The sequence below is a fragment of the Streptomyces sp. NPDC048269 genome (assembly GCF_040652395.1).
In the GTDB taxonomy this organism is placed as follows: domain Bacteria; phylum Actinomycetota; class Actinomycetes; order Streptomycetales; family Streptomycetaceae; genus Streptomyces.
Map to the genome: position 1 here is coordinate 44,237 of NZ_JBEZLW010000005.1, position 14,439 is coordinate 58,675.

General features: G+C 72.9%; 12 protein-coding genes. 8 read left to right on the forward strand and 4 right to left on the reverse strand.

Annotated elements, in window-relative coordinates:
• Positions 1–86: 86 nt before the first annotated feature.
• The 6 genes from AB0D48_RS07375 (at position 87) to AB0D48_RS07400 (ending at position 9,206) form a co-directional block, all read left to right on the forward strand.
• Complete coding sequence (locus AB0D48_RS07375; protein WP_362392281.1) at positions 87–1,040, forward strand: glutamate ABC transporter substrate-binding protein; 954 nt, start codon at positions 87–89, stop codon at positions 1,038–1,040.
• 110 nt (positions 1,041–1,150) lie between these two features.
• Positions 1,151–2,398, forward strand: a complete 1,248-nt coding sequence (locus AB0D48_RS07380) for a hypothetical protein (protein ID WP_362392284.1) — start codon at positions 1,151–1,153, stop codon at positions 2,396–2,398.
• Positions 2,395–5,280, forward strand: coding sequence for a tetratricopeptide repeat protein (locus AB0D48_RS07385; RefSeq protein WP_362391793.1), 2,886 nt, complete (start codon positions 2,395–2,397; stop codon positions 5,278–5,280). The genes AB0D48_RS07380 and AB0D48_RS07385 overlap by 4 nt, the downstream gene beginning before the upstream one ends.
• 3 nt (positions 5,281–5,283) lie before the next feature.
• A complete protein-coding gene (locus AB0D48_RS07390; protein WP_362391795.1) occupies positions 5,284–6,750 on the forward strand; it encodes a protein phosphatase 2C domain-containing protein in 1,467 nt (488 codons plus the stop codon).
• 36 nt (positions 6,751–6,786) lie between these two features.
• The gene (locus AB0D48_RS07395; protein ID WP_362391797.1) at positions 6,787–8,112 is read left to right on the forward strand and encodes a VWA domain-containing protein; all 1,326 of its coding nucleotides are present in this window, start codon (positions 6,787–6,789) and stop codon (positions 8,110–8,112) included.
• A 47-nt stretch (positions 8,113–8,159) separates the two neighbouring features.
• The gene (locus tag AB0D48_RS07400; protein WP_362392288.1) at positions 8,160–9,206 is read left to right on the forward strand and encodes an FHA domain-containing protein; all 1,047 of its coding nucleotides are present in this window, start codon (positions 8,160–8,162) and stop codon (positions 9,204–9,206) included.
• A 35-nt stretch (positions 9,207–9,241) separates the two neighbouring features.
• On the opposite strand, the gene AB0D48_RS07405 is transcribed toward AB0D48_RS07400, so the two are convergent.
• Entirely contained in the window at positions 9,242–10,231 is a 990-nt protein-coding gene (locus AB0D48_RS07405) for a methyltransferase domain-containing protein (RefSeq protein ID WP_362391799.1), read from the reverse strand.
• A 113-nt stretch (positions 10,232–10,344) separates the two neighbouring features.
• Between AB0D48_RS07405 and AB0D48_RS07410 the strand changes: the two genes are divergently transcribed.
• Positions 10,345–10,749, forward strand: a complete 405-nt coding sequence (locus tag AB0D48_RS07410) for a globin (protein ID WP_362391801.1) — start codon at positions 10,345–10,347, stop codon at positions 10,747–10,749.
• Positions 10,750–10,781: 32 nt separating this feature from the next.
• On the opposite strand, the gene AB0D48_RS07415 is transcribed toward AB0D48_RS07410, so the two are convergent.
• Genes AB0D48_RS07415 through ettA form a run of 3 tightly spaced genes read right to left on the reverse strand, consistent with a single transcriptional unit; the run spans position 10,782 to position 13,637 of the window.
• Positions 10,782–11,510, reverse strand: a complete 729-nt coding sequence (locus AB0D48_RS07415) for a hypothetical protein (protein ID WP_362391803.1) — start codon at positions 11,508–11,510, stop codon at positions 10,782–10,784.
• Positions 11,507–11,962, reverse strand: coding sequence for a thioesterase family protein (locus AB0D48_RS07420; protein WP_362391805.1), 456 nt, complete (start codon positions 11,960–11,962; stop codon positions 11,507–11,509). The genes AB0D48_RS07415 and AB0D48_RS07420 overlap by 4 nt, the downstream gene beginning before the upstream one ends.
• 10 nt (positions 11,963–11,972) lie before the next feature.
• Positions 11,973–13,637: an energy-dependent translational throttle protein EttA gene (gene ettA / locus AB0D48_RS07425; RefSeq protein ID WP_362391807.1), complete on the reverse strand. Its 1,665-nt coding sequence runs from the start codon at positions 13,635–13,637 to the stop codon at positions 11,973–11,975.
• A 365-nt stretch (positions 13,638–14,002) separates the two neighbouring features.
• Between ettA and AB0D48_RS07430 the strand changes: the two genes are divergently transcribed.
• A partial coding sequence (locus AB0D48_RS07430; protein ID WP_362391810.1) for a PRC-barrel domain-containing protein occupies positions 14,003–14,439 on the forward strand: 437 nt, incomplete at its 3' end.

Sequence of the window (14,439 nt, forward strand, 5' to 3'; positions counted from 1 at the left end):
GCGAGAGCGGCGGGAGCGAGGTGTCCGGGGTGTCCGGGGTGCGGCGGCTGACGGGCCGGCTGCGCGGCTGGGGCGGGGTGACCGCGATGGCCGCCGCCTGCGCCGTGACGGCGGGGGCCGTGCTGCTCCCACTGGCCCGGGCGACACCGGAGGCCGGTCACCCGCCGGTGGTCCGCGAGCCCGCCTCGATGGCGGTGGCCCCGGCCGCGCCCTGGGTGCTCACCGACACCTGCCCGGACCCGGAGGCCAGCCTGCGTCCGTCCGGTCTGGACGGCGCGGCGATCGCCCGGATCAAGGCGGCGGGCAAACTCGTCGCGGGCGTCGACCAGAACAGCTTCCGCTGGGGCTACCGCAACCAGGCCAAGGAGGGCGGCGGCCTGGACGGCTTCGACATCGACCTGGTGAAGGCCATCGCCCAGGACATCCTGGGCGACCCGAACGCGGTGATCTACCGGGCCATCCCCACCAGTCAGCGCGTCCCGGCGCTCCAGGAGGGCCGTGTCGACATCGTCGTGCGGACCATGACCATCAACTGCAAGCGGCTGGAGGACGTCGCCTTCTCGACGGCCTACTTCGAGGCCGGGCAGCAGGTGCTGGCCCCCAAGGGTTCGCCGATCACGGGGTACGACACCTCCCTGAAGGACAAGCGGATCTGCTTCGCCTCCGGTTCCACGGCGGAGACGGCGCTGAGGTCCCAGTCGTACGGCTCGGTGCCGGTCACCGTGCCCAACCAGCTGGACTGCCTGGTCCGCCTCCAGCTGGGCGAGGTGGACGGCATCATCACGGACAACGCCCTCGCCGCCGGACATGCCGCGCAGGACCCGGCCGTACAGCTGGTCGGCTCGCCCTTCACCCGCGAGTTCTACGGCGTGGCGATGAACAAGGAAGCCTCCGACCTGGTCCGCCGGGTCAACAAGGTGCTGGAGGGCTACCGTGCGGGCGGCAATGACAGTCCGTGGATGAAGTCGTACCTCAAGCACCTGGCGCCCGTGCTGCCCGGCGTGGCCGGACCGCCCGCGCCCAAGTACCGGGACGGCTGAGGCCGGTGGCGGGCAGAGGACCGGACGCGGAGCAGGCCACGGATCCGGGCACCGGGTCGGGCACGGAGGCGGAAGCGGAGGCACAGTCGGTGGAGGCGTGGTCGGCAGTGATGGACCGGGACGACGTCGACCGCGCCCTGTCCCGGCTGGGCGCGGAGCACGAGGCCGTCGAGACCTCCCTGCTCGCGCTCCAGGACCACGCCGGGCGCCGGCTGCTGGAAGGCGCCGGGCTGACCGGGATCACCAAGGAACGGTGGGCGGCCGCCGACGCGGACATCACCCGGCTGTGGAGGTACTTCGACGCCTACAGCGGGGCCCTGAGCGCCGCCCGGGAGGTCCGTGAGCGGCGCCGCTGGCCGAACCGCGAGGACCTGGTCGAGCTGACCGAACGGCTGCGCGGGCCCGGAGTGCTGATCGCCGGTGCCGCCGTGGAGGGGGTCGCGCTGGCGGAGCGGCTCTCGCTCGCCGAGCTGGTGGCCCGGATGAACGCGCTGTACGCGAGCTCGCTGGACGTGGTGGTCGCCGCCGACGCGGTGTGGTCGGCGCTGCCCGCGCGGATCGACCTGCTCGCCGCCGAGCTGCACCGCACCCGCTCCCTGGCCCACTCCGTGGGCGTGCGTCCGGGGGAACACCCCTCGGGCGACGACCTGGAGGCCATCACCGCCGAACTCGCGGAGCTGCGCGCGCAGGTGATCGCGGACCCGCTGGCGTTCTGGGTGCCGGCGACGGGCAGTTCCGCGCCCGGCGGGGGCCGCCCCGACACCGGCCGCTACGACCGGGCCGCGCTCGCGCTGGAGGACGTACGCCGGGAGGTCGAGGCCGTGCTGGACGTACGGCAGGACTCCGAGCAGCGGCTGATCAGCCTGCGGGACGTGCTCTCGCGGGCCGACCGGACCCTGGCGGAGGCGCGCACCGCGCGCGGTGAGGTGCTGGCGAAGATCGCCGCGTCGGAGGTGCCGGCGGTGAGCGGCCCGCCGACGGTGCTGCAGGAGCAGCTCGCGGCGGCGGCCGAGCACCGGCGCCAGTCCCGCTGGCACCGGCTCTCTCCGCTGCTGGAGTCGCTGGAGGAACGGGCCGAGGAGGAACTGCGCAGGGCCCGTGAATCGTTGACGGCGGTGACGGCACCCTTGGCGGTACGGGCCGAGCTGCGCGGGCGGCTCGACGCGTACAAGGCGAAGGTGGCTCGGCACGGGCTGGCGGAGGACCCGCTGCTGATGGAGCGGTACGACACGGCCCGGCGGATGCTGTGGAGCGCGCCCTGCGACCTGCGGGCCGCCGAGCAGGCCGTCCTGCGCTACCAGCAGTCGGCGGCCGAGGCGTTGCAGGGCACGGGGACTCCCGGAAAGGACGGCGCATGAGCCTGATCGGAACGGCGTGCGTTCGCCCCGGCTGCCCGGGGACGTACGAGGACATGGGCGGCGGCGAGCTGTACTGCGACACCTGCGGGCTGGCGCCCGTCGGCTCCGTCGCGGCGGGTGCGGAGGAGCTGGTGTCGCCGCCGACGGGGATGACGAGCGCGGCGCGCGGCTCCCTGGGGTCCGCCGGGTCCCGGGGGTCGTTCGGCTCACACGGCTCACAGGGGTCACACGGGTCTCAGGGCTCTCACGGTTCGGCGCGGTCCTCGGCCTCGGCGCGGTCCTCGCGTTCCTCCCGTTCGTCGTCGTCCCGCCGCTCGGTGTCGGGGCGGCTCTCGCGCTCGCTGTCGGGCAGCGCCTCCACCCGGTCGGTGTCGGTGCGCAGTTCGGGCTCGGCACCGTCGTCCTCGGGGCGCGGCCGGCTCGGGGCAGGGCTGGTCAACGTACCGGAGGTGCCACGTCCGGATCCTTCGGCGGCGGTGCTGGAGAACCCGGAGGTGCCGGAGCGCAAGCGGTTCTGCTCGCGCTCCGACTGCGGGGCCCCGGTGGGAAGGGCCCGGGGCGAGCGGCCGGGTCGTACGGAGGGGTTCTGCACCAAGTGCGGGCACCCCTACTCCTTCGTTCCCAAGCTGCGCGCGGGCGACGTGGTGCACGGCCAGTACGAGGTGGCCGGCTGCCTCGCGCACGGCGGGCTCGGCTGGGTGTACCTCGCGGTGGACCGGGCGGTCTCGGACCGGTGGGTGGTGCTCAAGGGCCTGCTGGACACCGGGGACCAGGACGCGATGGAGGCCGCGATCTCCGAGCGGCGCTTCCTCGCGGAGATCGAGCACTCCAACATCGTGCGGATCTACAACTTCGTGGAGCACCTGGACCAGCGGACCGGTTCGCTGGACGGGTACATCGTCATGGAGTACGTGGGCGGCAAGTCGCTGAAGGAGATCGCGAACGAGCGTCGGCGGCCGGACGGCCGTCGTGATCCGCTGCCGGTGGAGCAGGCCTGCGCATACGGCATCGAGGCCCTCGAGGCGCTCGGCCACCTGCACAGCAGAAACCTTCTGTACTGCGACTTCAAGGTCGACAACGCGATCCAGCAGCAGGACCAGCTGAAGCTGATCGACATGGGCGCGGTGCGGCGGATGGACGACGCGGAGTCGGCCATCTACGGCACGGTGGGATACCAGGCCCCGGAGGTCGCGGAACTGGGTCCCTCGGTCGCCTCCGACCTGTACACGGTGGCGCGCACGCTGGCCGTCCTGACCTTCGACTTCCAGGGCTACACCAATGTGTTCGTGGATTCGCTCCCGGACCCGGAACACATCGAGGTGTTCGGGCGGTACGAGTCCTTCTACCGGCTGCTCGTACGGGCCACCGACCCTGATCCCGGGCGAAGGTTCTCGTCCGCGCAGGAGATGGCGGACCAGCTGACGGGCGTGCTGCGGGAGGTGGTCGCCCTCCAGACGGGCCGCCCGCGGCCGCAGCTGTCCACGCTCTTCGGCCCGGAGCTGCGCGTTCCGGACACCCGGCTGTTCACCGACGCGTCGGGGACGGAGGTCTCCCGGCTGGGCGAGCGGGTCGCCGCCTCCCGGCCGAGCAGGCTGTTCGGCCCCGGCCGGCGCATACCGGCCGCCGCCGCAGCCGGCCCTTCCGGCCCGGGCGGACGGACCGGCGGTACCCCGCAGGGCGTCGCCCTGCGGGCGGGCTCGCCCGTGGCCGGGCCGCCGGCCGGCTCTGCCCCGGTTCCGGTCTCCGCCGCACCCGGCCCGTGGCCCCAGCCGTCCGCGGGCGGGGCTGTGCCCGCGGGACCCTCCCGGGCGCCGCTGCCCGGACTCGCAAGCACCGCCACGCACGTGGCGGGTGCGCCGGTGCCGGGGCCCCGGTCGGCGCCCGTGTCCACGGCGACGGGGTCGGCTCCTGCCGGGGTCCCGGTGGCCGCACCCGTGTCACCGCCGCCCCACCCGGGAGCGACGACGCTCGACGCCCGCGACACCGCGCTGGCGCTGCCCGTACCACTGGTCGACGCGGCCGACCCCAACGCCGGTTTCCTCGCCGGCCTGCTGGCCACCGCACCCGGCGACCTCCTGGGCGCCCTCGGCTCGGCTCCGGCCGATTCGGCCGAGCTGCGGCTGCGGGAGCTGCGCGCCCGCCTGGAGCTGGGCGAACTGGCCGCCGCCGGCCGCACCCTGATCGAGCTGGAGGCCCGGCACCCGGACGACTGGCGGGTGGTGTGGGCCCGCGGGATAGCCTCGCTGGCCACCGGGGAGAACGAGATCGCGGCCCTGTCCTTCGACGCGATCTACGACGCCTTCCCGGGCGAGCCCGCGCCGAAGCTGGCCCTCGGGCTGTGCGCGGAGGTCCTGGGCCAGCTGGACAACGCCGCCGAGTACTACCGCCTCGTCTGGACCACCGACCCCGGGTTCGTGAGCGCGGCCTTCGGGCTGGCCCGGGTCCAACTGGCCGCCGGTGACCGGGCCGGAGCCGTGCGCACGCTGGAGTCCGTACCGGAGGCGTCCATCCACTACACCGCCGCACGGGTGGCGGCCGTACGCGCACGTCTGCGCGACCGGACCCCGCAGGAGCCCTTGCTCGCGGATCTGGCGGCCGCCGCCGACCAGGTGGAGGCGCTGCGGCGGTTCGGGCTGGACCCGGAGCGCCACGAACGGCTCACGACGGAAGTTCTGGGCTCGGCCCTCGACTGGGTACTGTCGGGTAGCCGGGGTTCCGACCCCGGGAGGACCTCGCTGCTCGGCAGTCAACTGGACGAACGTGGCCTGCGCTTCGGACTGGAGCGCTCGTACCGCGTACTCGCACGGCTGGCGCAGCGGGGCGAGGAGAGGATCGAACTGGTGGAGCGGGCAAACCGTTTCCGTCCCCGGACGTGGGTGTGATTGATGTCGATGCATCGGCTGTCGGGCTGCCCCAGCTGCGCGGAACCGCTGGAGGAGGGTGACCGTTTCTGCGGTGTCTGCGGCTACGCCGTCACCGCCCCTCCCCCGGCCCCCTCCGTGGACCATCCGACGATCCCCCTGCCGACGGCGCCACCGGCCGTCGCCGTGCCCGCGCCCGCGCCCGCCCCCGGGTGGGGCAGCGTGGCCGCGGCGGCGCCGACCCTGGTCGACGGCCCGGCCGACTGGACCGCGCCCGCGCCCGTGCCCGAACCGCAGCCGGAGCCGGCGCCCCGCCCGGCCGAAGCCTCGTACGGCATCGGCACCCCTCCGGAGGGCACCCCGTGGGGCTCGCCGGAGCACGCGCACGGCGGCGGGCCGGACGGGCCGCAGGCCCGGTACGACCTGCCCGGCGGCGCCGCCACGCCCCAGGAGGGGACCCCGCAGCGGGCCGCCCCCGAGCACGAGGCCCCGTACGGCACCGGCACCCCCCAGGGCCAGCCGGAAGGGGGCAAGACCTGCGTCGCCTGCCGGTCGGGTTACGTGGACACCGACGGGTACTGCGAGCACTGCGGGCACGCCCAGCCGCGGGAGCGGGATCACCTCGAAGAGGAGCTCGGGAGCGTCGCGGCCGTCAGCGACCGCGGGCTGCGCCACCACCGCAACGAGGACTCGTACGCGGTCGCGGCGACCGCGCTGCCCGACGGATCCGCCGCCACCGTGGCCATCGTCTGCGACGGCGTCTCCTCCGCCAGCCGCCCCGACGAGGCATCGGCGGCCGCGGCCGCGGCCGCCAACGAGGCCCTGTTGGACGCGCTCCCGCGCGGCGCCCACCCCCAGGAGGCCATGCACGAGGCGATCCTGGCCGCGGCGGCCGCGGTCAACGCCCTTGCCCCGGAGACCCCCGGCGCGCAGAACGCCCCCGCCTGCACCCTGGTCGGCGCCGTCGTCAGCGGCGGCCTCCTGACCATCGGCTGGGTGGGCGACAGCCGTGCCTACTGGGTGCCCGACGACCGTGCCGCGCTGCCGCGCCGGCTCACCGAGGACGACTCCTGGGCCGCCCAGATGGTCGCGGCCGGGCTGATGGGCGAGGCCGAGGCCTACGCCGACGTCCGCGCCCACGCCATCACCGGCTGGCTCGGGGCCGACGCGTACGACCTCGAACCCCACACCGCCATCTTCAAGCCGGACCACCCCGGCGTGGTCGTCGTCTGCACCGACGGCCTGTGGAACTACGCGGAGTCCGCCCGGGAGATGGCCCAGGTGCTGCCCCCGGACGCCGCCGTCAGACCCCTGCACAGCGCGCAGGTCCTGGTGGGGCACGCCCTCGACGGCGGCGGCCACGACAACGTCACCGTGGCCCTCGTGCCGTTCGCCGCCGCGCCCGACACGGAGACCGGACCGGAACAGGAACCGGGCACGGAGCCGGGCCCGGGGAGACGAACGGAACCGGAAGCGCGCCCTCAGGCCTGACCCGCCTGCCCGAGCCAGCCCCTAGGAGTCCAACCGATGGCGAACTTCGCCAAGCCCAGCGCCCCGCGCTTCAGCGTGGAGGTGTACCAGAACGAGTTCCTCCCGCAGGGCGGACGGGACGTCCACGCCATCGTCACGGTCACCTCCACCGGCGGCGGCGCCGCCACCCGCGCGACGGCCGCCCAGGGCACGGCGGCCGTCGTGATCATGGTCGACTGCTCCGGCTCCATGGAGTACCCGCCGGAGAAGATGCGCGGCGCCCGTGAGGCCACGGCCGCGGCCGTCGACACCCTGCGCGACGGCACCTCCTTCGCCGTGATCGCCGGTACCCACGTGGCCAAGGAGGTCTACCCGGGCCAGGGCCGCCTCGCCGTCGCCGACCCGGTCACCCGCGCCCAGGCCAAGGAGGCGCTGCGCGGCCTCAACTCCGGCGGCGGCACCGCCATCGGCACCTGGCTGCGCCTCGCCGACGGACTGCTGCGCCAGTCCCCCGCCGCCATACGGCACGGGATCCTGCTCACGGACGGCCGCAACGAGCACGAGGACCCGGCCGTGCTCCGCGCCACCCTCGACGCGTGCGCGGGCCGCTTCACCTGCGACGCCCGCGGGGTGGGCACCGACTGGGAGGTCAAGGAGGTCACCGGCATCGCGAGCGCGCTGCTCGGCTCCGCCGACATCGTGGCCGATCCGGCCCACCTCGCCGAGGACTTCACGCGCATGATGGAGAACGTCATGGGCAAGGAGGTCGCGGACGTCGCGCTGCGCCTGTGGACCCCGGTCGGGGCGGAGATCCAGTACGTCAAGCAGGTCGCGCCCGCCGTCCACGACCTGACCGACCGCCGCACCGAGGCGGGCCCGCGCGCCGGGGACTACCCGACCGGCTCCTGGGGCGACGAGTCCCGCGAGTACCACGTGTGCGTCCGTGTTCCGAATGCGTCCGTGGGCCAGGAAATGCTCGCCGCCCGCGCCACGCTCGTCCTGCCGGGGACGGCAGGGGAGCCGGCCGCCGTCCTCGCCCAGGGGCTGGTGCGCGCGGTGTGGACGGACGATCTGGCCGCCTCCACCGCCATCAACCCGCAGGTCGCCCACTACACCGGACAGGCGGAACTCGCGCAGGCCATCCAGCAGGGCCTGGAAGCCCGCAAACTGGGCGATGTGGGCGGTGCCACGGCCAAACTAGGCCGCGCCGTACAGCTGGCGAGTGCCTCCGGAAACGCCGACACTGCAAAACTCCTGGCGAAGGTGGTGGATGTCGTGGATGCGGCGGCGGGTACTGTGCGGCTGAAGGCGAAGGTCGAGGATGCCGACGAGATGACCCTCGAAACGCGTTCGACGCAGACCGTCCGAGTGAAGAAGACCTGAGAAGACCTGACGCGATGACGCAGGGAGAAGAAGGGGGAAGCGCCGCCATGCCGACCTGCCCGAACGGGCACCAGTCCGCCTCCGACGACTGGTGCGAGGTCTGCGGCCACCGCATGGCTGCCTCGGAAGGCCCGCCTCCGGCTCCCTCCTACGGCTACGGCTACCCCCCGACCGCCGGTGAGCCGACCGCCCAGGCCGAACTCTGCCCGCAGTGCCGGACCCCGCGCGAGGCCATGGCCCCGTTCTGCGAGGAGTGCCGGTACAACTTCCTGACGCGTACGGCGACCTCGTACACCCCGCTCGCCGCGGACCAGGGGCCCCAGGGGAACGGCGGCGCGACGCCGCCGCCCGTGCCCCCGTCCACGCCTCCGCCGCCGCCCGCGCAGGCGCCCGGGGTGTACTCCCAGGACCACTTCGAGTACCAGGGCTCGCGGCCGTCCCGGGTCAACCGGCCGGCCGAGCCGCTCCAGCGCGAGGACGACTGGCTGCTGCCGCCTCCGGCGCACGAGCCGCAGCAGGAGTACCAGCAGCCTCCGCAGCCCCAGTACCAGCAGCAGCCCCCGCAGCCGCCTCAGCAGCGGGAGTACCAGCAGGAGTACCAGCAGCACCAGCCCCCGCAGGAGCAGTACCAGCAGCAGCACCAGCAGCCACAGCAGCAGTCGTACGCGCCCCAGGTCGTCTCCTGGACCGCGACGATCGGCCCCGACCGCTCGTACTTCATGGCGATGATGCAGCGCAGCGGCCCCGAGGCGGCCGGGCTCAACCTGCCCGCGTACTCCCCGGAGCAGCATCTGCCGCTCTCCGGCGGCCAGATCACCATCGGCCGCCGCCGCGCCTCCACGGGCGAGTCCCCCGACATCGACCTGGCGGTGCCCCCGGAGGACCCGGGCGTCTCCCACCAGCACGCGGTCCTCGTCCAGCAGCCCGACCTCAGCTGGGCGGTGGTGGACCAGAACTCCACCAACGGCACCACCATCAACGGCGGCGAGGAGCCGATCCAGCCCTACGTCCCGGTCCCGCTCACCGACGGCGACCGCGTCCACGTCGGCGCCTGGACCACGATCACCATCCGCCGGGGCTCAGGCCGCGGCTGAGGCCGGGGCTGAGACCTGGGCTGGCCTGGGCTGAGTCACCCCTCCCCCAGGGGCCACGTGTAGGGCCCCTGGGGATCGTCGAGCCACGACCACTGGCCCTCGGCGGTGACCGTGACCCCGAAGCGCTCGCGGGCCGGACGGTCCTCACGGCGCCACAGGTCCAGGGCCTCGCGGGCGTGCAGGACGCCCGCGGTCAGCACGAGCATGAACTGGAAGCGCTCGTTCTCCACCAGCTCGTACGGAAGCCCGTAAGGCACCCCGGCCCGCGGCTGCGGCGCCGCCGTGGCCCCGCGCAGCGGGACGAAGTACGCCGGGTTGTGCAGGAAGCGGCCTTCGGCGAAGTCGGCGTCCCGGACGGTGAGCGCGATCAGCCCGGTCGACAGCGGAGCCAGGATCCGCGCCCCGGGCCGGCACTGGGCCGTCCAGGCGGGCGGGATCAGCGGCAGCGTGCAGGTCACCATGATCCTGTCGAAGGGGGCACGGGCGGGGCAGCCGCGCGCCCCGTCACCGGTGACCACCGTGGGGTGGTAGCCGAGCTCGGCGAGGTGTTTCCGCGCGGACTCGGTGATCTCCTCGTCGAGGTCCACGGTGGTGACGAGGCCGTCGCCGAGCCGGTGGCAGAGCAGGGCGGCGTTGTAGCCGGTGCCCGCGCCGATCTCCAGCACGTTGTGGCCGTCCCGCACGTCCAGTGCCCGGAGCATCTTCGCCATCAGGGAGGGCTGGCTGCTGGAGGAGACCAGCTCGCCGTCGCGCAGCCGGGTCGCGAGCGGGGTGTCCTCGTAGACCCCGCGCAGCCAGCGGGCCCGCCGCTCGGGGTCGGGGTCCTCGGCCCACAGCCGTTCGTGGCCCGCGCCGCGGCCGGTCCAGAAATAGGGGACGAACACGTGCCGGGGGACGGCGGCGAACGCCGCCCGCCAGGCCGGGTCGTCCAGCACCCCGGCGGCCGTCAGCTCCCGCACCTGGGCGGCGTGCGCGGTCCCGCGCAGATCCCGTACGCCGGTGGTGCGTGAGGTGTGTGCGCCCATGACTCAACTGTCCTGCGGGCGGCCCTCGGGTGCGACCTCGGGGACTCCCCACAGCCGAGGACCGGGGTCCTAGGACCCCGGTCCTCCGTCCGGGCGTCTGAGACGATGGTCGGGTGAACGAGATTCCGCGGGGCACGCTTCAGGAGCAGACCTTTTACGAGCAGGTGGGCGGCGAGGAGACCTTCCGCCGCCTCGTCCGGCGCTTCTACCAGGGGGTCGCGGAGGACCCGCTGCTGCGCCCGATGTACCCGGAGGAGGACCTGGGCCCGGCCGAGGAGCGGTTCACGCTGTTCCTGATGCAGTACTGGGGCGGCCCCACCACTTACAGCGAGCACCGCGGCCATCCGCGCCTGCGGATGCGGCACGCCCCGTTCCAGGTGGACGCGGCGGCGCACGACGCCTGGCTGAGCCACATGCGGGTGGCGGTGGACGAGCTGGGCCTGGCGCCGGAGCACGAGGCGCAGCTGTGGAAGTACCTCACGTACGCCGCCGCGTCGATGATCAACACGGCGGGTTAGCCGGGCCTGCGGTTCAGCCCGGGTGCGGACCGTCAGCCCGGGGTGCGGACCGGGCGGACCTGGAGGGCGCCCAGGCCTCCGCCCAGGCCGGGGCGGCGCATGGCGACGGAGCCGTACGGAGTACGCAGCCGCAGCCAGCTCCCGGCGGCGAGCAGGGCCACCGCGTCGGGCGCGGTTGCCGTACGCGGGGCGGCGGCGGGCACGGTGGACCGTACGGGCCGCAGGAAGCCCAGGGACTGCGCGGCGTGCACGGCGCGCAGCGGGAGTTCGGTGTCGCCCAGCGTCCGGGACCAGATCTCGCGGCCGATGCGGTCGCGCTCGGACCGGGTCCGGTGCTGTGCGGGCAGCGCCTCGTCGCGGGCGCGGAACTCGGCGACGGCGTCGGCGACGGCCGCCCCCATCTCCTCGGGTGCGGGCAGCCCGGGCAGCTGCCGCCAGCCGCCGCGCGGCGGGAGCACCCCGGTCCACGGCGGCCCGGTGACCGGCCGGGGCACGGTGGCCGCGGCCGGGGCCTCCTCCACGGATTCCAGGAACTCACCGGCGGAGACCGTCAGGTCGAGCGGCGTCAGGACGGGCGCGGCGAGCCGCACCGTACGGATGGCCAGGACCTCGAAGGACGGCGGCCGTCCGAACACGGCGAGCGCGCCGCCGCCTGCCTGGAGGCGGACGGCGGCGGCGCGGTCGTAGTGCACCAGCCGGCCCAGGAAGGCGGCGAGGTCCGCCGCCTCCCCGGAGTCGGCGAAGTGCAGCCGTTCGTTCATGCCGCGAGGCGTCCTTCCGAGCGGACCGGCTCGTCGAGGTACTTCTCGAGGAAGTGCTTCTCCTCGGCCGTGATGCGGCGGGGCCGCCCCTCGGCGAGGTTGTAGGGCACGACCACGGTCGAGGCGCGCACGTAGACCTTCTCGGGCGCGTCCCCGGTCGCCTCGTCCTTGACCTCGTAGCCGATGGTCAGGGACGCGGCGCCGATCCGGGTCACCCAGGACTCGATGAGCACCGGCTCGTGACGGTGCACGAGGGGCAGCTTGTAGTCGATCTCGTGCCGGGCCACGACGGACCCGCCCGTGAAGGACTCGCTGCCCTCCCCCGGCGCCAGCCGGAACATGAAGTCGATCCTCGCCTCCTCCAGGTAGCGGAGGAAGACCACGTTGTTCACGTGTCCGAAGGAGTCCATGTCCGACCAGCGCAGGGGGCACCGGTAGTGGTGTCTGGCCATGGTGCGGACCTCAGCCTCGGGTGAGCTTCTTGTACGTGGCGCGGTGCGGGCGAGCCGCGTCCGGGCCGAGGCGCTCGATCTTGTTCTTCTCGTACGACTCGAAGTTGCCCTCGAACCAGTACCACTTGGAGTCGCCCTCGTACGCCAGGATGTGCGTGGCGACCCGGTCGAGGAACCAGCGGTCGTGGGAGATGACCACGGCCGCACCGGGGAACTCGAGGAGCGCGTTCTCGAGCGAGGACAGGGTCTCGACGTCGAGGTCGTTGGTGGGCTCGTCGAGGAGCAGCAGGTTGCCGCCCTCCTTGAGCGTCAGCGCCAGGTTGAGGCGGTTGCGCTCACCACCGGACAGGACACCGGCCGGCTTCTGCTGGTCCGGGCCCTTGAAGCCGAAGGCGCTGACGTACGCGCGGGACGGCATCTCGACCTGGCCGACGTTGATGTAGTCCAGCTCGTCCGACACGACCGCCCAGAGCGTCTTCTTGGGGTCGATGTTGGCGCGGCTCTGGTCGACGTACGAGATCTTGACGGTCTCGCCGATCTTGACGGAGCCGGAGTCCGGCGCCTCCAGGCCCTGGATCATCTTGAAGAGCGTGGTCTTGCCGGCGCCGTTCGGGCCGATGATGCCCACGATGCCGTTGCGCGGCAGGGTGAAGGACAGGTCGTCGACGAGGACCTTGTCGCCGAAGGCCTTCGAGAGGTTGTTGACCTCGACGACGATGGAACCGAGGCGCGGGCCCGGCGGGATCTGGATCTCCTCGAAGTCCAGCTTCCGCATCTTGTCCGCCTCGGCCGCCATCTCCTCGTAGCGGGCCAGACGGGCCTTGGACTTGGTCTGACGGCCCTTGGCGTTGGAGCGGACCCACTCCAGCTCTTCCTTGAGGCGCTTCTGGCGCTTCTCGTCCTTGCGGCCCTCGACCTTGAGGCGGGTGGCCTTCTTCTCCAGGTAGGTGGAGTAGTTGCCCTCGTACGGGTGCGCGCGGCCGCGGTCGAGCTCGAGGATCCACTCGGCGACGTTGTTCAGGAAGTACCGGTCGTGGGTGACGGCCACGACGGCGCCCTTGTACTGCGAGAGGTGCTGCTCGAGCCAATTCACCGACTCGGCGTCGAGGTGGTTGGTGGGCTCGTCGAGGAGGAGCAGGTCCGGGGCCTCGATCAGCAGCTTGCAGAGCGCCACGCGGCGCTTCTCGCCACCGGAGAGGTTGGTGACGGGCCAGTCGCCGGGGGGGCAGCCGAGGGCGTCCATGGCCTGCTCCAGCTGGGCGTCGAGGTCCCAGGCGTTGGAGTGGTCCAGGTCTTCCTGGAGCTTGCCCATCTCGTCGAGGAGGGCGTCCGAGTAGTCGGTCGCCATCAGCTCGGCGACCTCGTTGAAGCGGTTGAGCTTCGCGACGGTGTCGGCGGCGCCGTCCTGGACGTTCTGCAGGACGGTCTTGGACTCGTCGAGCTTGGGCTCCTGCATGAGGATGCCGACGGTGAAGCCGGGCGACAGGAAGGCATCGCCGTTGGACGGCTGCTCCAGGCCCGCCATGATCTTCAGAACGGTGGACTTACCGGCGCCGTTCGGGCCGACCACACCGATCTTCGCGCCGGGCAGGAAGTTCAAGGTGACGTCATCAAGGATCACCTTGTCGCCGTGCGCCTTGCGCGTCTTGCGCATGGTGTAGATGAACTCAGCCAAGAGAAACCGTCCGGCAGATCGTGTGTGGGCAGATACACCCCATCTTGCCAGGCGTCCATACCTCGGGGGAAACGCGTATGGTCAGCGCCCCCGACCTGGGGGGTGGCCCGGGGGCGGGTCTCACCCTCTGGTCACCGTTGGGCGTCATGGGTAGCTGCTGGAGGCCCCTCGACGGCCCACCCGGAACGGATCTGTTCCCGTCGCTCCTGGCCGGCCCGGGGCTGCCTGCGTGAGGCGGACAAGCGCGGGCGGTAGCGGGACGCCAGAAACCCGACCAACATGGGAAGGAAGGTTCTTCAAGCGTGCTTCCGCGCGATTCCTCCCGCTTAGGCGAAACGGTGACCGCGTGGGCAGGAGGCACCGAGATGATCACTCAGGTACAGATTGCCACCGTGCTGGACCACTCGGTCCATGACGCCGATGGAAACAAGATCGGCGATGCAAAACATGTCTTCCTCGATGCTGTCACCGGCCAGCCCGAGTGGGTCAGCGTCAAGACGGGCCTGTTCGGCGCCAGGGAATCTTTCGTTCCCCTCCGTGAGGCCACCATGGTCGAGGACCACCTCGAGGTCCCCTACGCCAAGGACACGGTCAAAGGGGCCCCCAATGCCGACGTCGACGCCGGGGGCGCCCTCTCAGCTGACGAGGAACACCGCCTGTACGAGCACTACGGCATCGAATGGGAGGACGGCGGGCAGCGGGCCAGCCTGGCCAGGGCAGACGGACGCGCGATGACTCCCGGGCCGTCACCGACGCCTCCACTGCAGAGGCCTCGCTCGACTACGACGACACGACCGCCTCG

What these genes read in the sequence shown, in the direction of transcription:
- AB0D48_RS07390 (WP_362391795.1), top strand. Translation starts at nt 5,284, where the DNA reads ATGTCGATGCATCGGCTGTCGGGCTGCCCCAGCTGCGCGGAACCGCTG.
- AB0D48_RS07380 (WP_362392284.1), top strand. Translation starts at nt 1,151, where the DNA reads ATGGACCGGGACGACGTCGACCGCGCCCTGTCCCGGCTGGGCGCGGAG.
- AB0D48_RS07405 (WP_362391799.1), bottom strand. Translation starts at nt 10,231, where the DNA reads ATGGGCGCACACACCTCACGCACCACCGGCGTACGGGATCTGCGCGGG.
- AB0D48_RS07415 (WP_362391803.1), bottom strand. Translation starts at nt 11,510, where the DNA reads ATGAACGAACGGCTGCACTTCGCCGACTCCGGGGAGGCGGCGGACCTC.
- AB0D48_RS07400 (WP_362392288.1), top strand. Translation starts at nt 8,160, where the DNA reads ATGCCGACCTGCCCGAACGGGCACCAGTCCGCCTCCGACGACTGGTGC.
- AB0D48_RS07395 (WP_362391797.1), top strand. Translation starts at nt 6,787, where the DNA reads ATGGCGAACTTCGCCAAGCCCAGCGCCCCGCGCTTCAGCGTGGAGGTG.
- AB0D48_RS07420 (WP_362391805.1), bottom strand. Translation starts at nt 11,962, where the DNA reads ATGGCCAGACACCACTACCGGTGCCCCCTGCGCTGGTCGGACATGGAC.
- AB0D48_RS07385 (WP_362391793.1), top strand. Translation starts at nt 2,395, where the DNA reads ATGAGCCTGATCGGAACGGCGTGCGTTCGCCCCGGCTGCCCGGGGACG.
- AB0D48_RS07375 (WP_362392281.1), top strand. Translation starts at nt 87, where the DNA reads ATGGCCGCCGCCTGCGCCGTGACGGCGGGGGCCGTGCTGCTCCCACTG.